The organism is Citrobacter rodentium NBRC 105723 = DSM 16636 (assembly GCF_021278985.1).
Taxonomy (GTDB): Bacteria; Pseudomonadota; Gammaproteobacteria; order Enterobacterales; family Enterobacteriaceae; genus Citrobacter_A; species Citrobacter_A rodentium.
This window is the reverse complement of the sequence record NZ_CP082833.1, coordinates 3,491,517-3,511,266: the sequence shown is the minus strand read 5'-3', so window position 1 is coordinate 3,511,266 and position 19,750 is coordinate 3,491,517. Positions and strand designations below refer to the sequence as shown.

Sequence of the window (19,750 nt, the reverse complement as noted above, 5' to 3'; positions counted from 1 at the left end):
TTGTTAATCACTTGATTTTACTATCGTCTGGCAATCAGTGCCGCCGTTCGATGCGTTGCATTCTACTTACCTGACGCAATGAGTCAACGATATTTTTCGCCACTTTCGTTCGTTTGCTGAAATTTGCGGCGAAACGATCACTGATCAAGCAAATCCCCGCGCGCAGCGTTGAGATACTGGAACATGGACCACAGCGTCAGTACCGCAGCGACGAAGAACAGGACAATACCCGCATACTCCACCCAGACGTTGGGTCGCCACAGCAGCCACGCCAGCGCCGCCATTTGCGAGGTGGTTTTCACTTTGCCGATCCATGAAACCGCCACGCTGCTGCGCTTACCCAGTTCCGCCATCCACTCGCGTAAAGCCGAAATAATAATCTCGCGCGCAATCATCGTTGCCGCAGGAAGGGTCACCCACCAGCTGTGGTAATGTTCTGTTACCAGCACCATCGCGATAGCGACCAGCACTTTATCGGCCACCGGGTCGAGAAAGGCGCCGAACCGCGTGCTCTGGTTCCAGCGACGCGCCAGAAAGCCGTCAAACCAGTCGGTGACGGCGGCAACCACGAAGATTAACGCGGTGACAAAAGGCGCCCAGCTAAATGGCAGATAAAACACCACGACAAAGAAGGGGATCAGGATGACGCGAAACAGCGTTAGCAACGTTGGAATATTAAATTGCATAGTGACGGGTAACTATCTGTTGTCAGAGAAATTCCCCCTATGTTGCTACAGAGGCCTCAATGTTTCAACGACCAGAAGATCTTTTCTGCCAGACCTTGCGAAATACCTGGCACTTTTGCAATTTCTTCAACGCTGGCGTTACGTAATCCTTGCAAACCGCCCATATATTTCAACAACATCTGGCGGCGCTTTGGTCCGACCCCTTCAATGGTTTCCAGGGTGCTGGTGTTTTTCACCTTCGCCCGTTTTTTGCGATGGCCGCCAATGGCGTGATCGTGCGACTCATCGCGGATATGCTGGATGACATGCAGCGCGGGTGAATCCGGCGGCAGGCTGAACCCCTCTCCTTCCGGCTCGAAGAACAGCGTCTCCAGTCCGGCCTTACGATCGGCGCCCTTCGCCACGCCCAGCAGCAGCGGATGGCTTTTATCCCAACTGACGTCCAGTTCGGCAAAAACGGCCTTCGCCTGCCCCAGCTGTCCTTTCCCGCCGTCGATCAGGATCACATCGGGGATCTTGCTCTCTTCAATAGCCTTACCATAGCGGCGGCGTAGCACCTGATTCATCGCCGCATAGTCATCACCCGGCGTAATGCCGGTGATATTGTAGCGACGGTATTCCGCGCGCAGCGGCCCATTCGCATCAAACACCACGCAGGAGGCCACCGTCTGCTCGCCCATCGTATGGCTGATGTCGAAACACTCCATGCGCTTAATCGCCGGCAGGTTCAGCACCGTTGCCAGCGCGCTGAGGCGCTGAGCGATGGTTGACTGCTGCGAAAGTTTGGTGGTCAATGCTGTGGCGGCGTTGGTTCGCGCCAGCTTCAGGTAGCGCGCGCGATCGCCGCGTGGTTTGGTCTGGATATGAATGCGCCGCCCCGCCAGCTCCGATAACGAGTCGGAAAGCAGCGTTTTATCGCTCAGGTTGAAGTCCAGCAGGATCTCGCCCGGCAGAGTGCGCATCTGGCTACCCTGCAGGTAGAACTGGCCGACGAACGTCTCCACCACCTCGCCCAGTTCTGTTCCGCCGGGCACTTTCGGGAAATAGCTGCGGCTACCTAATACTTTCCCCTGGCGGATAAACAGCACGTGTACGCAGGCCATGCCCGCGTCGAAAGAGACGCCGATCACATCCAGATCGTCCCCGGAGTTGGAAACAAACTGTTTCTCCGTGACACGGCGAACGGCCTGAATCTGATCGCGGATACGCGCGGCTTCTTCAAACGCCAGCTGCTGGCTGGCCTTTTCCATCCGCGCGATCAGCTGCGTTAATACCTGATCGTCTTTGCCGGATAGAAACAGGCGCACATATTCCACCTGCTGCGCATACTCTTCTTCGCTCACCAGCCCTTCAACGCAGGGGCCGAGACAGCGGCCAATCTGATACTGCAGGCAGGGACGCGAGCGGTTGCGATAGACGCTGTTTTCACACTGGCGGATGGGAAAAATTTTTTGCAGCAGCGCCAGCGTTTCGCGTACCGCGTAGCCGTTCGGGAAAGGACCAAAATATTCGCCTTTGGCGTGCTTTGCCCCACGGTGCGTCGCCAGGCGCGGATGGGTATCGCCGCTGAGAAAGATAAAGGGATAGGATTTGTCGTCACGCAGCAGCACGTTGTAACGCGGCTGATACAGCTTGATGTAGTTGTGCTCAAGCAGTAACGCTTCCGTTTCGGTATGCGTGACCGTGACATCTATCTGATGAATGAGGGCAACCAGCGCTTCCGTTTTACGCGAAGCCAGATTGCTGCGGAAATAGCTGGAAAGCCGTTTCTTGAGGTCTTTCGCTTTGCCCACATAAATGACCGTACCGCCAGCATCGTACATACGATAAACGCCGGGCTGGCTGGTAACGGTTTTTAAAAACGCTTTGGCATCAAACTGAACGCTCACTGGCTTGTTAACGTCTCCGCATTACACAGGCCATGGCGAATTGCCAGGTGAGTCAGCTCAACATCACCATGAATGTTTAATTTACTGAACATACGATAGCGATAGCTGTTCACCGTTTTAGGACTAAGATTCAGCTGTTCCGAAATCTCGTTAACCTTCTGACCTTTGGTGATCATCAGCATAATCTGCAACTCGCGTTCAGACAAACTGGCAAAAGGCGTTTCGGTTTTTTCCGGCTCAATCTGGCTCAGCGCCATTTGTTGAGCGATGTCTGAAGCTATGTATCGCTGTCCGGTATAAACTGAACGAATTGCACTAACCATTTCCTGAGGCGCTGCGCCTTTACTCAGGTATCCTGCCGCGCCAGCCTGCATGACTTTCGCGGGTAAAGGGTTTTCGGTATGAACGGTTAACATGATCACTTTAATATCAGCGGTGGAGCGCGCAATTTTGCGCGTGGCTTCAAGCCCGCCGATACCCGGCATGTTCATGTCCATCAACACAACATCGACGGCGTTGGCGCGACACCACTTCACGGCATCCTCACCGCAGTTCGCTTCACCGACAACTTTAATACCCTTTATATCTTCAAGAATGCGTCGTATCCCTGCGCGCACCAGTTCGTGGTCATCAACAAGAAGAACGTTGATCAAAGGAATTTCTCCAGAATAGGGATAACGCTACTGATAGTTAGACATCACTATATTAGCGGGTTTTAACTCAACTTTGAAACGTAAAAAACGTGCGGCAATAGATTTTTCTCTCGTTTCTGGAAATTAGATTGTACGCATTGTGGAAACGCCATCAGCAAGCAGGCGTTCTGAGGCGCTATTTCCGGCTGGAGGTTTCATAATGGTGTCTGAAAAAGCGGCTTGCTTAGGGAAATGCTAAATAGACAAACTACTTTGTAACAATAATTAACGAGTAAAAAACTAAGAATAAACAACAGACGAGGAAAATATCTGACTATTCCACCAGGTTTTATTTCGCCCGGCGGAGATGCCCCGCTGATCAAAAAACAACCACTGCTATTTTTAGCTCAGCTTATGGTATACTCCGCGGCCTTAACATTTGCCGTCGCAGATTTTTACTGAACCATAACGAGGAAAATAAATGAGTACGCCTGATTTTTCCACTGCCGAGAATAATCAAGAACTGGCTAACGAAGTCACCTGCCTGAAAGCGCTGTTAACGCTGATGCTACAGGCAATGGGCCAGGCCGATGCGGGCCGCGTGATGCTAAAAATGGAAAAACAGATCGCGCTGGTCGAAGATGAAGCGCAGGCCGCAGTATTTTCCAGCACCGTTAAACAAATTAAACAAGCTTATCGTCAGTAAAACAAAGCCGGCTGAGAGCAGCGCTTTCAGTCGGTTTATCGTCTGGCGCACGGAACCTCCGCCTTTTCAGATTAACCCGGTTGCAGCGGCATAGCAGGCAACCTGCGTCTTGTTAGGGGCATTGAATTTCTTCTGCATATTCTTCTGATGAAAATTAACGGTGTTTTCTGATATCGACAGGATCATCGCAATTTCATAAGAGGTCTTCCCTTCCGCGGTCCACTTCAGAATCTCCTTTTCCCGCTTACTGAAGCGCATCTCTGGCGCCATCACCATTTCATCTTCCAGTCGGGAAAGCGCCGCCAGACTCTCCCGAACCAGCAGTTGCAGCCTCAGCTCCACTTCGTCGTCGTCAATAGGGTTACTCCGCAGACTCGCGCGCACGACGGAAAGAAAGCCCAGCGCCCGGTTCGGCAACATGACGCACTGCGTTACGCCTTTGCGTAAACCATGCGCGCGCGCTGCGTCCCACAATGTCTGCGCATCGTTGAATAAGTCGTCGCTCCACGGCAAATGTCCCTGGATGAAATTTTCCGGCTTCAGCACCGGATCGATAGCGGAATAATTTTCTGCCTGATACCGGGAAACCCACGCCTCGGGATAGGAGGTCTGGAAGGATATTCTGGGACGGGTAAACGGAACCGGATGTCTGACATACAGCGCGTAATAATCAAATTCCAGCAATTGCGCCTGACGTTGTAATTCACTGTAAACATCTTTTGCGCTTGCCATTTCCTGAAAGCGTAAGAGCATCGACCGCCGCCAGGTAAAAAAATCTGTCGCCTGCATACTGAGTTATCGCGCCTTTGAGAGTGATAATCATTTTTTATGTGCAAATCAAGCTAACACATAATGAGAGGTTTATTAATAAAATATCGGTTAACAGGCAAATTACTTGAGCGCTGTTTTAATAAACCTGGCGCCGACGGGAAGCAGAGGAAATAGTCATGCAGGCTAAGTTAATCGTTATGCAAAAAGCTCGCCCGCATCGTGATAATATCGGGCGAGCCGGGCTTATTTACTGCAACAGAAATTTCTCAAGGAACTGGCGCGTTCTCGGCTGCTGCGGAGTAGCAAATAACGTTTTCGCCGGCCCCTGCTCGACAATGCGTCCCTGATCCATGAATATCGCCCGATCCGCGACATCGCGGGCAAAGCTCATTTCATGGGTCACAATCACCATAGTGCGTTTTTCCTGCGCCAGCTGGCGAATGGCGTTCAGCACCTCGCCGACAAGCTCAGGATCCAGCGCTGAGGTGGGTTCATCAAACAAGATCACCTCCGGTCGCATCGCCAGCGCGCGGGCAATGGCCACGCGCTGCTGCTGCCCACCGGAGAGCCGTCGCGGATAGCTGGTCTCTTTTCCGGCCAGCCCGACCTTCGCCAGCAGTTCGCGGGCCAGCGCCGTCGCATCTTCTTTGGCTTCGCCTTTAACGATCACCGGCCCTTCAATAATGTTTTCCAGCACCGTGCGGTGCGGAAACAGATTGAAGTTCTGGAATACAAAGCCGACGTGCTGGCGCAGCTGGCGGATAAGCGTTTTCTGTTGACCCAGCGAACGGGCGGTATCAATGGTGATATCGCCGACTTTTATCGTTCCCGCTTCGGGCTGCTCCAGCAGATTAATACTGCGCAGCAGCGTCGTTTTTCCTGAACCGCTGGGGCCGATTATCGCCACCACTTCGCCGGTCTGAACCTCCAGATCGATACCGTGCAGCACCGTCTGCCCGTGGAATTTTTTGACCAGGTTTTTCACTTCGATAGCGCTCATTTCGGCTCTCTCTCCTGGCGGTTAAGTTGATTTTCGAAGTAGTTCTGTAGTGAAGACAGCACGGTCGCCATCACCCAGTAGATCAGCGATGCCGCCAGATACATGGTAAACACCTCCAGCGTGCGTGAGGTAATAAGCTGCGCCTGACGGAACAGCTCTGGCACCTGAATGGTCGCCGCCAGCGAGGTATCTTTTACCAGGCTGATAAAGCTGTTGCTGAGCGGCGGCAGCGCCACCCGCGCGGCCTGCGGCAAAATCGCCCGGCGCATCGTTTGCCACGGCGTCATACCGATACTCGCCGCCGCTTCCCACTGCCCTTTATCAATGGAGGAGATCGCCGCGCGCAGCGTTTCCGCCGCGTAGGCCGCGGTATTCAGCGACAGGCCAATCATCGCCGCCGGGACTGGGTCCAGCTCAATGCCAAACTGCGGCAGGCCGTAGTAAATCATGAACAGCTGGGCAATCAGCGGCGTACCGCGAAAAATCGAAATGTAAAAGCGCGCCAGCCAGCGAAGCGGCAGCAGCGGCGACAGGCGCATCAGCGCGAGGACAAACCCCAGCAGCAGGCCGAAAAACATCCCGCCAATACTTAACTGCAGGGTGAAGACCGCCCCTTTAAGCAGATACGGCAGGGAATCAATAACCAGTTGGATACTTTCTTGCATGAGCTTATCCGGTAATTACACGTGAGGATGGTAGGCAAACAGCGCAGGCGCGCCGCCAGTATGGATAAAGAGCACCGGACCTTCGTCTTTGAAGCGCTTCTGGCTGATGCCGTCGATCAGACCCGCCATCGCTTTACCGGTATAGACCGGATCGAGAAGAATGCCTTCCAGACGCGCCAGCAGTTTTACCGCTTCCATCCCCTCTTCATTCGGCGTGCCGTAGCCGGGCGCAAAATAGTCGTCCCAGAGCAGAATATCGGCCGAGGCGGTCAGCTCCAGCTCACCGGCAATGGCCTGTTGTAACGCCACAACCTTCGGTTTTTGTTCGGCGACGCTGCGCGACACCGTGACGCCAATCAGTTCGACCTCCGGCATCAGCTCTTCAAGTCCTACCGCCAGACCGGCGTGCGTACCGGCGCTGCCGGAAGCGACCACCACGGAGGAGAGCGAAACCGTTCCTTCGCACTGCTGAACGATTTCCAGCGCGCTTTCAACGTATCCCAGCGCCCCCAGCGCACTGGAACCGCCCACCGGAATAACGTAGGGACGAAATCCCTGCGCTTCGATCCGGGTCGCCAGCGCCTGTAGTTGTACATCGGGATCGGTTAACGCATCGCACATCTCTATTTGCACGTTAAACAGATCCAGCAGCAGCCGGTTACCGTTACTCAGGTAGTTTTCCGCGCTGGTGCCGATGGGGTTTTCCAGTAGCGCGACGCAGTGCAGGCCAAGCTTTGCCGCCACCGCAGCGGTCTGGCGCACGTGGTTGGACTGAATCGCGCCCGCGGTGATGAGCGTATCCGCCCCTTCACGCAGCGCGTCCGCGGCCAAAAATTCCAGCTTGCGCAGTTTATTGCCGCCCATCGCCATCGGCGTGACGTCGTCGCGCTTGATGAAAATATCGCGACCAAGATAATCAGAAAATCGCGGGAGGTATTCAAGGGGTGTTGGCGCGCCGATAAATTCCAGGCGTGGGAAGCGCGTTAAGTTGTGTAGTGGCATAAAGCCTCCGGTTCTTGTTGTTGTGTTGTTTTTTTATTATGCACATTCAGATGGATAAATGAAAAAAGGCGCTGATTAAAGCGCCTTTTTATATTACTACGCTGATTATTTCGTTACATCAGCGCCAAACCATTTTTCAGAAAGCGCCTTCAACGAACCGTCTTTTTGCATGTCGGCGATAGCGGCATCTACGGCTTTCAGCAGGTCTTCATTGCCTTTACGCACCGCGACGCCCGCTTCCTGACGGGAGAACGCTTCGCCGGTGACCGCGAGGGTATCTTTGGTTTTCTTCACCAGATCCAGCGCTGCCAGGCGATCCACCAGGATCGCATCAATGCGCCCTACGCGCAGATCCTGATATTTGGTCGGGTCATCGTCATAGGTCCGAATATCGACGCCCTGAACGTTCTGGCGCAGCCACTCTTCGTAGTTGGTACCCAGACCTACGCCAACTTTCTTATCCTTCAGGTCGGCGGCGGTTTCGATGGTCCCTTCATTGCCTTTTTTCACCAGCGCCTGAATGCCGGACACCGTATACGGGGTAGAGAAATCGTACTTTTTCTTGCGCTCGTCAGAGATAGTGACCTGATTGATCACCACATCAATGCGCTTTGAGTCCAGCGAGGCCAGCATACCGTCCCATTTGGTCGGTTTCAGGCTCGCCTTGACGCCCAGATGCTTCGCCAGCTCCTCGGCAAATTCCACTTCAAAACCGGTTAATTTGCCGTCATCGCCCTGAAAGCTGAACGGCGGATAGGTGCCTTCCAGCCCTACCAGCAGAGTGCCGCGATCTTTAACTTTTTTCAGCAGACCTTCATCCGCAAAGGTTTTTGCGCTCATTCCCGCAACCAGCGCAACAGCCATTACGCTCATCAGCGCCTGACGACCCAGAAGTGCTAATTTCATATTTACCCCGAATGTTTTTATGAACGATCGTAGTGTAGAGCGAATCCTGGCTACGCCATATTCCACTCTGCTACATCTTATTCATTTTTAATATATATCAGAAGTCGCTCTGCTGGAGGATTTCTGTATCTGTCGGGCAGGGGCCTGCGCTTTGTACTGCTCATACTTGCGCAGCGCAATGCGATAGTTGTTGGTGCTGGTTTCCGGTAGCCACGGCGCAAGGTTCTCATCCAGAAAACCTTCCTGTAGCAGGTCATGCGAAATATTGTGTTCGCTGAGGTGATTGCCGAGGCGGCGCAGGCGGACAACGTACTCGCGCACGGTTCCGTGGCTCATTTCGGTCTGTTCAAACAGGAACTGTTTAAAGCCGATAATATCAAAATAATCGCTTTGAGCTTTGCAATGCAGATCGCCGCAGAAGCGGCAGAGCGCCACCCACTCTTTCTGCTCCTGCTGCCAGGCGGCCTCATCCATTAAGGTGTCCAGTCGGGAAATAGCGATTTTATTAACGATCTGCCCTCTGCGCACCAGCGTAATGCGGTCGAGCAGCTTGTGGCAATGAGCGCAATGTGTCTGGCTGTGTTTAAAATCTTTCAGGTAGCGGCTTAATGGCCGTCTTTTAGATTGCTGCACCGTCATGAGAACTCCTGGTAGTCAGTACGTTGTGCGGCATTTTTCGGCGGCCATATGGCTCGCTATAACTTACCCAGCTTAGTGCGTAACCGCTTGATGGCCTGACTGTGCAACTGGCTGACCCGCGACTCCCCGACTTCCAGCACTGCGCCAATCTCTTTGAGATTAAGCTCTTCCTGGTAATAGAGCGTAAGCACCAGCTGTTCACGTTCGGGAAGCGCCTCTATGGCATCCATTACGCGCTGGCGCAAATTGCTCTCGAGGAGCTGCTGTAACGGGTTTTCCTGCTGATGCTCTTCCGTTACCAGTTCGATGCTATCGCCATGCTCTTCCCGCCACTCATCATAGGAAAAGAGCTGGCTGTTGTTGGTATCAAGCAACATCTGACGATATTCTTCGACAGGAATGCCCAGACGCTCGGCCACTTCCGTTTCCGTCGCGTTACGGCCTAATTCCTGCTCCAGTTGCCCCATCGCCTGCGCGACTTCGCGGGCGTTGCGCCGGACGCTACGCGGCACCCAGTCGCGGCTGCGTAGTTCATCCAGCATCGCGCCACGAATACGCTGCACTGCGTAAGTGGTAAATGCCGTTCCTTGCAGAGCGTCATATCGGTCAACTGCATTCAATAACCCGATGCCGCCCGCCTGTAGCAGATCGTCCAGTTCCACGCTCGCGGGCAAACGCACCTGCAGGCGCAACGCTTCGTGACGCACCAGCGGTACATAACGCTGCCACAGCGAGTGTTTATCCATTACACCTTCAGCGGTATACAGTGAATTCACGATAAACAGCCCTGCGTTAAATGAGTTATCGGCATGATTATCCGTTTCTGCAGAGCGTTCTATCGGGGGAATAAGGCCATAAAAGAAGGGTTATTTTACTTATGTAGCGACAGAGGCTGGCTGGCGGTAAAAAACGCTGTTGGCGTTCAGGCGGTTAGCGGTGCGGGTGCACGCCAGTGCACCCAACGCGCGATTACGCCAGCAGATGAATCATCGACAGATCGTCACCGGTGCGCGCCGTCTCGATATGCTGGTGAAAGTGCTTCGCCACATCACGGTTGTGCTGGCTACGGGAGTGAAAGCTATAGACGATGTTGGTCACATCCTCCCATTCCAGACGTCCACGCTCGCTGGCGCTGGCGGCGATAAGTAATTTTATAAATGCGTATTCCGCGACAATTATATATAGCGCGCGCAGAGGCTCGACCTCCGGCTGATTCGGGAAATTATTTTCCCATATTTTATACAGGATAAAATTGCGCAGCGCATAAGCGCCGTGTTGCTCATCTTCCCGCAGGCGTTTATCCAGCGCTGTCTCCGCTTCGCTGATGCGTTGCCCTATATCAGCGCCCTCTTCCGCCGTTAACAGGCGCAATAGGCACTGGATATAGTAATCGAGCACATTGCTTCCGCGGCTGGGCGCCAGTGAGAGGAAGTAATCCTGCATCTGTAACACCAGCGAGACTTTTACGCTGTTATCCGACTGAACACCTTCCAGTTCCCGCGCTGTCTCGCCGGACTGTAGCTGCGCTATCAGCGTCACGTAAACCTGCTCCAGCTCCGCCAGGGCGTGGTCATCAATAGCGAAAAATTTCTGCGCGACCATCATAAATTTGATCAGCGCATAGAGCGCCGCTTCAGGGCGAACCTCAGCGTGGTTGATAATGCTCAGGCAAAACAGATTCAGCAGCTTCTGGCCGGGCTGAAAGACCGGGGCGGTATTGAGCTTTGGCTGGATCACCGTTTTATCATTGATGACCATCGCATCGGGATCGTTAAGGACACGTGCGGCCACTTCCGGGCAGGAAAGGCTGAGAGAGTGTCTGACTTCATGTTTATAGGTGTGAAATCTGCGCGGAAAGAGTGAACAGGTCTGGCTCAACGCTTTCGGTCCCAGCGTTTTATGCACCATGCATAAACGCTCTTCATCCAGATAAGGGCAGTTTCCCAGCGCTGACGGCAGACTAATCTCTCCCCACTGATTCACTCCTTTTTTCAGCAGAATGATATTTTTCCGGGCGATTTTACGGATTGTCTCATTTTGACTGGAGACATATTTTTTGACCGTCGCTTTATCCAGGCTAATTTTCCATCCTTTGCAGCAGTGATCCCGACAGGCGGATCCGCTACAGGAAAAGGTGGTGACAAAATGGGGTTCGGTGACGGTGATTTCTTTCATTGCCCAGGCTCCGTAATTAAAAAAGGCAGCTTTCGCTGCCTTGATTATGTATGACGTCCTGCTGAGTTAATCGACTGATTAACGCAGTAAAGACAGTACCCATGCTAGTAAATATCTACTTAATACATTGATTTTTATGTGTTAAATAAAATCGTTGCCTACATATTGCCTCACTTCGACAGTAAGCCCGCAACGTTGCGGGCTTTGCCTTATGCTTCGATCACCGTTTTGAGCCGTTGTGTTGCTACATCAAAATAATGATCACTGGTTTCTATACCAATAAATTTGCGTCCTGCTTTCAGTGCTGCAACACCCGTTGTTCCCGATCCCATAAAAGGATCAAGGACTGTTCCACCACTATTCGCAGTCCTGACCAGTTCTGCCATAAGTTCTTCTGGTTTTCCGGTCGGGTGCATTTTCTTTGATGGGATAACCGGGAACGTCATGCAGCCGTCGAACGGTCCCGAAGGCGATTTATCTAAATGGCCTTTACTGCCCCAGACGATGTATTCGCACTGATGCCGGAAATACCCCGTATGGGGTGTTCGTGACCCCCTTCCTTTGTTCCACGCAATGATGCCGCGCCATGTAAAGCCACTGGCCTGAAACGCATCGGTTAAAGCTGGTAATTGTCGCCAGTCAGTAAATACCAGGGCATAACCGCCCGGCCTGACTGCGCGGTGTGCCTGTGCCATCCATAATTGTGTCCAGTAAGCCCACGAACGGGCGTCCATGTTTTCACCCGCGAACCCATCAAAACGGTGAAGGTTCTCGCCGTTCAGATATTTTGCATGGCTGCCCTGGTTGGTGCGTCCGGCCTTGTGTGTCGCACCCGAACTGTAAGGCGGGTCAGTGATTAAGGCATCAATGCTTTCTGGCTCAATCAGCGGCAATATTTCCAGCGCATTCCCACGACAGAGCGTGGCATTGTCAGTCTGATAAACCTTAGTGTGTTCCGGTGTATGTGCTGGTTGGTGCTGGATTGCGATCCCCACGGTCATAACTCCTCATGTGTGTGGGGTGCTCGATGGCTCTCGTTATCTGGTTAAGTGTTTTGCAGCGCGGACATTTTATTTCAATGTAGTGAAATGAGGCGCGGGCAAGTAGTTTGTTGCAATTTTTGCATCGTACATTTTGCGTCATTTGCGGCACCTCTTGTGTGGTTACTGCTGCCGATATGATAACAAATCGATCGCTTTTATCGATCGGATTTATTGCATCGATCTGTTATGCCTATTACTTATGAATGGTGTTACCCTCATTTATGAGGGCAACAAAAAGAAAACCCGCAGTTTTTACGCTGCGGGTTTGTCATTCTGATTCGCCCACTAGGCATTAGCCATATTTGCGGGCAAAGTCTTCATCAGAGGTGCATAGATAGATAAAAAACTCAATAAATGCCACGATTGCCGGAATGAATGTCCAGCAAAAAATAAGGTAAAGGAATCCTTGCCCCACTTTACCTAAATAAAATTTGTGTGCACCAAGACCACCTAAAAAGAAAGCCAGTAGTGCTGCTGTCATTCTGCTTTTTGAACTTGCTGTTCTTTGAGGTGCTCCACAATTGGGGCAGGATGTGGCATCTTTATGTATTTCCTTGCCGCATCCGCGACAAAATACCATTTCACTCATAAAGAGTTCCTTTCAAATTTAAATAAGCGTTAAGCCCACCACTCTTACTGGTGGGCCTCAATTTAAATTTGGGTGCCACTTCGACCATACCCTGGCAACCGATTGACGGGGGATTGCTCCCCCGTCGCGGTTTCCTTACTGCTTACACTGTAAGAACGCCGCAAACTCCGCTCCCCAAAAGCTCATCCGTATTTCACACAGCGAACCGTGCAGCATCCAGATGATGAGGATTACCGTCACGCAGAACGTGATGGCCGTAAGCGATTTTTGCGACATAGCGCTTGCTCCTTTGTTGGAGAGGCGCTAACCTATCACTTGCTTAAGGTAGATATGTTAGGGCCTCGGTTAAACAGAAATGTTTTCCGGGGCCTTTCCACATCTGGCCTTCGGGTATTCCCTCCGACCATCAGCCGAAAGGCACCCGCACGTAATCTATCGCTTTTTTGTTACTCCGGCAATTCTGCCTGTTAATTCTGAGGTAAAGGCAAACTCATCTGATTGTTTCCCCTGTGTGAAGCTGGCAGCTCATGCCACGGAATACCTTCTGATGAGTGAACGCCGGAGGCGTGTTTCGATGTGAATTTATGGAAAGCTTCCAGTGTTGAGAAGCATACGCCGCATTCCAGATTGTTACACTGGTAATACTTTTGCCGCACGGTGTTTGAATCATTTTCCGGACGACTGGTGCGGATACGGGCAGATGCGCCACAAAGCGGACAACGGAACATAGCGACCTCCCTTAACGTGGTGCTGCCGCTATTCTAAGTTGCTCACTCTGTTTCTGCTATCCATTCCGGGATTTTTGCTTCAAGCTCAAGCTGCGTGGTAAAGCCACTGTTATCAATAGAGTGCTCCGCTTTTGCAATAATCCAGTCCTGATTATCAATCTCGCTTTTAAATCCTGTTACCGTGCCATGCATTTCGGGGTAGAGTTCTGCACGTCCACGCGCCAGCGTGATGGAAAATGATGCGGCTCCGCGTTGTAGCTGCTGCCACTTTGCCGCCGCTGCGCGTCTTGCTGCCTGCTCGTTCTGATAAGTCTTGCGTAACACAAACACATTGCCTTCCGCGCCTTCCATATAATCACCTTCACGGCTGCTGCTTTTCTCCTTTTTCGGTTTGCGGCGTTTCACGCTGACTTTTTTCTTTTTCCCGTAATTAAGATCAAGCCAGTAGGCGCGTACCCCCGTATACGCCTCGCGGTCAGCAATGCGGAACTGATGGCGATCGCCGCTGCTGCGTGTAATGGCGAACGAGGGCAACGGCTGGCCCTGTGCGTTCACGCCACCACCTGGCATGATGAATAACAGATTGCCGCTTTTTACCGTGGTGATTGCGCCCAGCATTTCGCTGATTTGTGGTTTCAGACCGTATCGATGAGCGATGGCGGATACCGCGCGCTCAACGGTCACATCATGCCAGGACACCTCACGTTTAACGTTAAATTCATCCCGAAAATCTGCGCTTCTGGCTGAAACCGTCAGCCTGTCCGGCGGTCCTTCGTGAGCGATTTCATCAACAATGTAAGTGCCTTTTTCTGTCAGCGGTTCTCCTTTCCAGCCAATGAGAACCGTCAGGCGCGCGCCCCGTGGCGGTAGCTGCAACTGACCATCCGCATCATCCATCGTGATGGTGAGCTGGTCCGCCTCAAATCCCCGGTTGTCGGTCAGTGACAGGCTCATCAGGCGCTCTGCCACGCCTGACAGCGTTTTACCCTCCGCGAGAATATCAAAATCCGGCATTTTCACGGGGTCTGTGCCCTGACTGAGCAATTGCATGGTGGTGTCGGTCATCTGTTCCCTCCCTGTGCGGCATGGTCGCATGTGCGTGCGGAGGGGGTTACTGCTTTTTGTTGTCGCCGGGTCGGGAGAACGGCGCAGGGGTGAGATTACGCGCGTGGTAGGTGATGATTGTTGCTGAATCATTTAACGGATACAAGGGGCTGAAGCTATGAGTGAAACTCGTTTTCATGGTGCCCGTGTTACGGAAAATACCGACCTGGTAACAGCGATTAACGATGTTGATTCCAGCGTTATCGGTATCGTGGCAACGGCGGATGATGCGGACGCGGAGCTGTTCCCGCTGAACAAGCCCACACTGCTGACCCGCGTCAATGACGTGCTGGGAAAATGCGGAACAACGGGGACGCTTTATCGTGCGCTTAAGGCCATCGCAGACCAGGTGAGCACAAAGGTGATCGTCGTTCGCGTGGCTGAACACAAAGAAGAAGACGGAAAGACGCAGGATCAACTGGTTATCGGTGGTTCTGAGGATGACGGCAGCTATACGGGGATGTATGCGCTGCTTGTTGCAGAGCAGGATGAAAGCATCGGATACCGTCCGCGTATTCTGGCCGCGCCGGAGCTGGACACGGAGGCGGTAACAAAATCCCTGTGCGTGATTGCGGGTAAACTGCGCGCGTTTGTGTATGCCACATGTCATGGTTGTAACACGATGGCTGAGGCGATTACCTACCGCCAGAAATTCAACGAACGTGAGGTGATGCTCTTATGGCCTGACTTCATCGCCTACAACCCGAAAAGTGGCAAAAACGAAACGTTCCCCGCGCCTGCTTATGCGTGCGGCCTTCGTGCGTACATTGACCATGAGCAGGGCTGGCACAAATCGCTGTCCAACGTTCCGGTTAAAAATGTGCTGGGAATGTCCAGGCATGTGTTCTGGTCGTTGCAGGCCGAAGACAGTGATGCCAACAGCCTCAATAACAAAGAAATCACGACCATTATTCGTCGCAACGGGCTCCGCTTCTGGGGCAACCGCACACCGGAAACGAACGCCTACATCTTTGAGGTGTATACCCGAACCGCACAGGTGCTGGCTGATTCAATTGCGGAAGCGCAGTTTGAAACCATCGACAGTCCACTGACGCCTGCGAACGTGAAGGATGTTATCAGTGCCATCAGGGCAAAACTGGATTCGCTGGTTACTGCCGGGAAACTGATTGGTGCGGAGTGCTGGTATGACGTGGTGGATAACGGCACCACGAATTTACGTCAGGGACGTGTGCGTATTCGCTACAAATATACGCCCGTTCCGCCACTGGAAGACATGGAGCTTTACCAGACGTTTACTGATGAATTCTTTGGTCCCGCATTTGCGGTGCTGGGAGGTGCCTGATGGCTGTACCAAAACATCTTCGCTTTTTTACGTTGTTTGTGGATGGTGAAAACGAAGTGGGTAAAGTGACATCCGTCACGCCGCCCAAACTGACGCGCAAAACCGACAGCTATCGTGGTGGTGGCATGATGGGGGCGGTAAGTATTGATCTCGGTCTGGACGACTCCGCGCTTGATGCGAGTTTTGTTATGGGGGGAGCTGTTCGTGCGCTGTTCCTTAAATATGGCGGCACGATTGACGGCACGCTGCTGCGTTTTGCGGGTGAATACTACACCGATGCAGAAAGCGATCTGTATGAAATCGAGATGCGCGGGCGTGTGACGGAAATTGATATGGGGGAAGCCAAACAGGGCGAAGCCACATCACACACTTACGCTGTCAAAAACACCTACTACAAGCTGAGCGTTAACGATCGCCCGCTGTGGGAAATCGACCTGTTGAACCACATCTACCGGAAGGACGGCAAGGACATTGTGCCTGACCGTATCCGTTCCGCGCTTGGGCTTGGCTGATAAGTAATATGCAGGCGGCGCAGTGCGTCGCCTCTGACTGAAAAGGAGACAACTGATGAAAGACATCGATACTGAAACCCGGAATAACACCGTGGCGGATGATGTGACGGCAGGTGAGGATATGGCTGTCGAACGTGGCGTAAAACTGACCCGACCAATTGAGCGTGGTGGCGAAAAAATCACGTATGTGGAGATCACCGGGGCTATTGAGCAGGCTGGATCCCTGCGTGGTCTGTCGCTGTCTGATGTGCTGAATCTGAAAGCGGATACCATGTTCACGCTGTTGCCTCGCGTGACCTCGCCACGACTGGATGAAGTGATGATTAAAAAAATGTCGTCACGCGATTTTATTCAGTTGTGCGCTGTGGCTGTAAATTTTATGAGCGAGCCAGACTCTGGCGCGAAGAGCGTGCAGGAGACGGCAGCGTAATCACCCTGGTGTGCTTTGAGCACATCGAAGATCTGGTGGCGGATATTGCCGCTATTTTTAACTGGTCGCCCGCCGAAATCTTCATGATGACGCCCGGCGAAGTGGTTAGCTGGCGCGAGCGGGCGGCACTTCGCAGCGGGAATGCAGATAATGAAGACTCTTGATATCCGGGTCGCTTTCAGCGCCGTTGACAGGCTGACCCGGCCTGCCGAAAACGCCCGCCGCCTGATGGGGCAGTTTGGTGACTCCATCCAGCGAACTCAGGGGGCGATCAAAAATCTCGAGCGTCAGGCGCGTTCATTTGAGCGCGCCCGTGACGCTGTCAGTAAAGCGGATGCTGGCATATTGAAAGCACGACGCCAGCTTAACGCCCTTAATCAGTTACAACGCACGGGTACAGTGCTCAGCGAAAAACAACAAAAGCTGATGCAGCAGTTAAGCACCCGGCTTGAACGCCTGAATGAATCGCGCACACGGGAAATTCAGAAAATGCGGGAACTTGGCGGAGAGCTGAAACGCCACGGCATTTCCCTGACAGGCAGCGATAACACCATCCAGCAGGCCATCAGACGCACCGAACAGTATAACAACCAGCTTGAACGCGAACGGCAGGCGCTTGCGCGTGTAACGCGGGCGCGTGAGCGGTATTCGCGCGCGCAGGAAACAGCGGGAAAACTGAAAACAGGTGGTGCGCTGGCAATTGGTGCGGCAGCGGCGGGCGGCTATGCTGCCGGGCGTTTTTTGCAGCCTGCGATCGGGTTCGGCAAAGAGATGTCCCGCGTTCAGGCACTGACGCGAATCGACCAGAACAGCCCGCAGTTTAAGGCGATGCGTGAGCAGGCGTTAAAACTTGGCTCTGAAACGCAGTTCACCGCAGGCGATGCCGCCAGTGGACAGGCATTTCTTGCAATGGCTGGCTTCACTCCGCAGGCCATTCAGGCTGCGCTTCCCGGCGTGCTGAGCATGGCAACGGCTGGCGGTATGGATCTCGGCGAGACGGCAGATATTGGCTCAAATATCCTGACGCAGTTCGGCCTTTCTGCTGACCAGATGGACCGGGTCGGTGACACACTCACCGCAGCGTTTACCCGTACCAACACTGACCTTCGCGCACTGGGCGAAACCATGAAATATGCAGGTCCGGTGGCGGGCAAGCTGGGAATATCGCTGGAGCAGGCCGCAGCGATGGCGGGCGTGCTGGCGAATATGGGTATCAGGGGAAGTGATGCCGGGACGGCAATGCGTGCCAGCCTGGCTCGTCTGGCATCACCGCCAAAGGCGGCAGCAGAGGCGCTGAAAGAGCTGGGCGTGTCTGTCTCGGATGCCGGGGGCAAAATGCGCCCGATGGAGGATGTGCTGGCCGACCTTTATAAAGCCACCCGCAAATACGGGGAAGTTGACCGGGTATCGTTCTTTAAGGACATTGCCGGAGAAGAGGCTTTCACATCGTTTATGGCGCTCGTTGATGCAGCGGGTGACGGTTCCTTACCCAAACTGAGAAAAGAACTTGAAGGCGCGCGCGGTGAGGCTGAACGCACAGCAAAGGTTATGGCCAACAACCTTGACGGCGATCTGAAATCACTCGGCAGTGCATGGGAAGGGGTGCGCATCCGCATTGCAGATCTGATTGACGGTCCGCTGCGTTCTGTCACGCAGTGGCTCACGCGGGTGGTATCAAGGGTGACGGCGCTGGCGCAGGCCCATCCGGCACTGACGCGCCAGCTACTGATAGCAGGCGGTGCGTTGCTGGCAATGACTGCAACGGTTGGCTCGTTGTCGCTGGCTATTGGTGTGCTTGCTGGTCCGCTGGCAAAACTGCGTCTTGGTTTTTCTCTCCTGACCGGATCAATGAATGCTGTCATGGTCCTGCCAGCGCTGTGGGGAATGGTGACGGGTTCCGTTTCTTTACTGGGAGGCGCTATCGGGGCGCTGTTCAGTCCGGTTGGTCTTATCGTGGCTGCGCTTGCCGGAGCTGCCGTTCTTATCTGGAAATACTGGGATCCCATCAGGGCATTTTTTGCCGGGGTGTTCAGCGGGATTATGGAAAGGCTGACCCCGCTGCGCGAAACCTTTGAACGGTTTGGTCCTGTTTTTGACGCAGTCGGAAGCGGGATCAGCCAGGTGTTTAACTGGTTTAAATCGCTGCTGTCACCGATGGAGTCCAGCAAGGAAACGCTGGATAAATGTACCAGTGCTGGCGAGATATTCGGTAACGTTCTTGGCGGTGCGTTACAGCTTGTTCTGACACCTGCAAAAATGCTACTGGATACGCTGGCGTGGATACTTGAAAAACTTGGCGTCCTTCCGGATGAAGCGGAAAAGGCGCGCAAGAAAATCGAAGACGCACAGCGTGCGGCCATTCTTCAGGACAAGGTTGCCTTGCTTCAGGGGGACCTGGCGAAAATCAATCCGCCGAAGCCTGTGGAAAATGGCAATGGCACCGGAGGTGATAAACCCAAAGACAACAAACCGCTCACAGACAGCAATACCGGGACGCTACGCAGACTCAGCAAAATTGCTGATAACACAGGTAAGCTGGTTGATGAGACGAAAAAACGCATTGGCCCCGGCGATATTGTCTTTAAGAACCTGCCCCGCGCACTGGCTGTTCGTGGGGAGTGGCAGGAGCGGAAGATTGCGCAGGTCAGTAAGCCTGCCCCCGCAATTAATATCACACCCGTGGTCCCGGCTCCGCTGCCTCCGGCGCTGGTCCCTGTTGTTGCGGCCAGCTCCCGCCCGGTGGCGGAGGCCATACGATCGCCAGTGGCATCAGTTCCTGCAGCTTCCCGTAATCGGGAGCCGGTTGCCTCCGGATTTGGCGGTGAAATTCATGTTCATCTGCATAACGTTGTTACGCAGAATCCCCGCGAACTTGCGAAACTGGTCGGTGAAATGGTCAGGGCAGAAATGGAACGGCGCGCCCGTGCCGGGCGTGGCAGTTTTTACGATAAAGATTGAGGAGTCATGGCC

23 protein-coding genes and 2 pseudogenes are annotated in these 19,750 nt (G+C 53.4%); 8 read left to right on the top strand and 17 right to left on the bottom strand.

The genetic code is table 11. The features are described 5' to 3' along the window. Positions 1-137 precede the first annotated feature (137 nt). From pgsA to uvrY, 3 genes are read right to left on the bottom strand one after another with little or no spacing between them, the layout of a single operon-like run. On the bottom strand, positions 138-686 hold the full coding sequence (gene pgsA, locus K7R23_RS16615; RefSeq protein WP_012906194.1) for a CDP-diacylglycerol--glycerol-3-phosphate 3-phosphatidyltransferase: 549 nt from the start codon (positions 684-686) through the stop codon (positions 138-140). Between the two features lie 56 nt (positions 687-742). Beyond that, complete coding sequence (gene uvrC, locus K7R23_RS16610) at positions 743-2,575, bottom strand: excinuclease ABC subunit UvrC (protein WP_012906195.1); 1,833 nt, start codon at positions 2,573-2,575, stop codon at positions 743-745. Next, positions 2,572-3,228 carry a UvrY/SirA/GacA family response regulator transcription factor gene (uvrY, locus tag K7R23_RS16605; RefSeq protein WP_012906196.1) on the bottom strand — a complete coding sequence of 219 codons (657 nt, stop codon included), beginning with the start codon at positions 3,226-3,228 and terminating at the stop codon, positions 2,572-2,574. The genes uvrC and uvrY overlap by 4 nt, the downstream gene beginning before the upstream one ends. 357 nt (positions 3,229-3,585) lie before the next feature. Here uvrY and K7R23_RS16600 point away from each other — a divergent pair. Continuing rightward, positions 3,586-3,669, top strand: a pseudogene (locus tag K7R23_RS16600) (hypothetical protein); the annotation flags it as partial. Positions 3,670-3,688: 19 nt separating this feature from the next. Further along, a complete protein-coding gene (locus K7R23_RS16595; RefSeq protein ID WP_012906197.1) occupies positions 3,689-3,913 on the top strand; it encodes a DUF2594 family protein in 225 nt (74 codons plus the stop codon). A gap of 66 nt (positions 3,914-3,979) precedes the next feature. Here K7R23_RS16595 and sdiA read toward each other — a convergent pair whose 3' ends face one another. From sdiA to K7R23_RS26055, 14 genes are all read right to left on the bottom strand, one after another. After that, positions 3,980-4,702, bottom strand: a complete 723-nt coding sequence (gene sdiA, locus K7R23_RS16590) for a quorum-sensing transcriptional regulator SdiA (RefSeq protein WP_012906198.1) — start codon at positions 4,700-4,702, stop codon at positions 3,980-3,982. A 229-nt stretch (positions 4,703-4,931) separates the two neighbouring features. After that, entirely contained in the window at positions 4,932-5,684 is a 753-nt protein-coding gene (gene tcyN, locus K7R23_RS16585; RefSeq protein WP_012906199.1) for an L-cystine ABC transporter ATP-binding protein TcyN, read from the bottom strand. After that, a complete protein-coding gene (tcyL, locus tag K7R23_RS16580; RefSeq protein ID WP_012906200.1) occupies positions 5,681-6,349 on the bottom strand; it encodes a cystine ABC transporter permease in 669 nt (222 codons plus the stop codon). Before tcyL ends, tcyN begins: the two co-directional genes overlap by 4 nt. Before the next feature lie 15 nt (positions 6,350-6,364). Then, on the bottom strand, positions 6,365-7,351 hold the full coding sequence (gene dcyD, locus K7R23_RS16575) for a D-cysteine desulfhydrase (RefSeq protein ID WP_012906201.1): 987 nt from the start codon (positions 7,349-7,351) through the stop codon (positions 6,365-6,367). A 105-nt stretch (positions 7,352-7,456) separates the two neighbouring features. Continuing rightward, positions 7,457-8,257: a cystine ABC transporter substrate-binding protein gene (gene tcyJ, locus K7R23_RS16570; RefSeq protein ID WP_012906202.1), complete on the bottom strand. Its 801-nt coding sequence runs from the start codon at positions 8,255-8,257 to the stop codon at positions 7,457-7,459. Between the two features lie 87 nt (positions 8,258-8,344). Continuing rightward, the gene (gene fliZ / locus K7R23_RS16565) at positions 8,345-8,896 is read right to left on the bottom strand and encodes a flagella biosynthesis regulatory protein FliZ (protein WP_012906203.1); all 552 of its coding nucleotides are present in this window, start codon (positions 8,894-8,896) and stop codon (positions 8,345-8,347) included. A gap of 56 nt (positions 8,897-8,952) precedes the next feature. Then, the gene (fliA, locus tag K7R23_RS16560; RefSeq protein ID WP_012906204.1) at positions 8,953-9,672 is read right to left on the bottom strand and encodes an RNA polymerase sigma factor FliA; all 720 of its coding nucleotides are present in this window, start codon (positions 9,670-9,672) and stop codon (positions 8,953-8,955) included. A 193-nt stretch (positions 9,673-9,865) separates the two neighbouring features. Beyond that, positions 9,866-11,071: a flagellin lysine-N-methylase gene (gene fliB, locus K7R23_RS16555; RefSeq protein ID WP_012906205.1), complete on the bottom strand. Its 1,206-nt coding sequence runs from the start codon at positions 11,069-11,071 to the stop codon at positions 9,866-9,868. A 209-nt stretch (positions 11,072-11,280) separates the two neighbouring features. Continuing rightward, complete coding sequence (locus K7R23_RS16550) at positions 11,281-12,072, bottom strand: DNA-methyltransferase (RefSeq protein ID WP_024132716.1); 792 nt, start codon at positions 12,070-12,072, stop codon at positions 11,281-11,283. Then, positions 12,017-12,214 carry a Com family DNA-binding transcriptional regulator gene (locus K7R23_RS16545; protein ID WP_001353016.1) on the bottom strand — a complete coding sequence of 66 codons (198 nt, stop codon included), beginning with the start codon at positions 12,212-12,214 and terminating at the stop codon, positions 12,017-12,019. Before K7R23_RS16545 ends, K7R23_RS16550 begins: the two co-directional genes overlap by 56 nt. A 192-nt stretch (positions 12,215-12,406) precedes the next feature. Continuing rightward, positions 12,407-12,703, bottom strand: a complete 297-nt coding sequence (locus K7R23_RS16540; protein WP_001519189.1) for a TM2 domain-containing protein — start codon at positions 12,701-12,703, stop codon at positions 12,407-12,409. Between the two features lie 135 nt (positions 12,704-12,838). Beyond that, a complete protein-coding gene (locus K7R23_RS16535; RefSeq protein ID WP_000078920.1) occupies positions 12,839-12,979 on the bottom strand; it encodes a Hok/Gef family protein in 141 nt (46 codons plus the stop codon). A gap of 191 nt (positions 12,980-13,170) precedes the next feature. Then, positions 13,171-13,431: an Ogr/Delta-like zinc finger protein gene (locus K7R23_RS16530; protein ID WP_000488107.1), complete on the bottom strand. Its 261-nt coding sequence runs from the start codon at positions 13,429-13,431 to the stop codon at positions 13,171-13,173. A gap of 42 nt (positions 13,432-13,473) precedes the next feature. Continuing rightward, positions 13,474-14,001 (bottom strand): contractile injection system protein, VgrG/Pvc8 family, encoded by a 528-nt coding sequence (locus K7R23_RS26055; protein WP_231851620.1) that lies wholly within the window; start codon positions 13,999-14,001, stop codon positions 13,474-13,476. Positions 14,002-14,147: 146 nt separating this feature from the next. Between K7R23_RS26055 and K7R23_RS16520 the strand changes: the two are divergent. The 6 genes and pseudogenes from K7R23_RS16520 to K7R23_RS16495 all read left to right on the top strand — a co-directional run. Beyond that, a pseudogene (locus tag K7R23_RS16520) lies at positions 14,148-14,240 on the top strand (hypothetical protein); the annotation flags it as partial. A gap of 413 nt (positions 14,241-14,653) precedes the next feature. Beyond that, positions 14,654-15,838: a phage tail sheath subtilisin-like domain-containing protein gene (locus K7R23_RS16515; RefSeq protein ID WP_012906208.1), complete on the top strand. Its 1,185-nt coding sequence runs from the start codon at positions 14,654-14,656 to the stop codon at positions 15,836-15,838. After that, the gene (locus K7R23_RS16510; RefSeq protein WP_000290462.1) at positions 15,838-16,350 is read left to right on the top strand and encodes a phage major tail tube protein; all 513 of its coding nucleotides are present in this window, start codon (positions 15,838-15,840) and stop codon (positions 16,348-16,350) included. The genes K7R23_RS16515 and K7R23_RS16510 overlap by 1 nt, the downstream gene beginning before the upstream one ends. 55 nt (positions 16,351-16,405) lie before the next feature. Beyond that, positions 16,406-16,780 carry a tail protein gene (locus K7R23_RS16505; protein ID WP_000651572.1) on the top strand — a complete coding sequence of 125 codons (375 nt, stop codon included), beginning with the start codon at positions 16,406-16,408 and terminating at the stop codon, positions 16,778-16,780. Between the two features lie 8 nt (positions 16,781-16,788). Next, complete coding sequence (locus K7R23_RS16500) at positions 16,789-16,944, top strand: GpE family phage tail protein (protein ID WP_000333503.1); 156 nt, start codon at positions 16,789-16,791, stop codon at positions 16,942-16,944. Beyond that, complete coding sequence (locus tag K7R23_RS16495) at positions 16,931-19,738, top strand: phage tail tape measure protein (RefSeq protein WP_012906209.1); 2,808 nt, start codon at positions 16,931-16,933, stop codon at positions 19,736-19,738. Before K7R23_RS16500 ends, K7R23_RS16495 begins: the two co-directional genes overlap by 14 nt. Positions 19,739-19,750 lie beyond the last annotated feature (12 nt).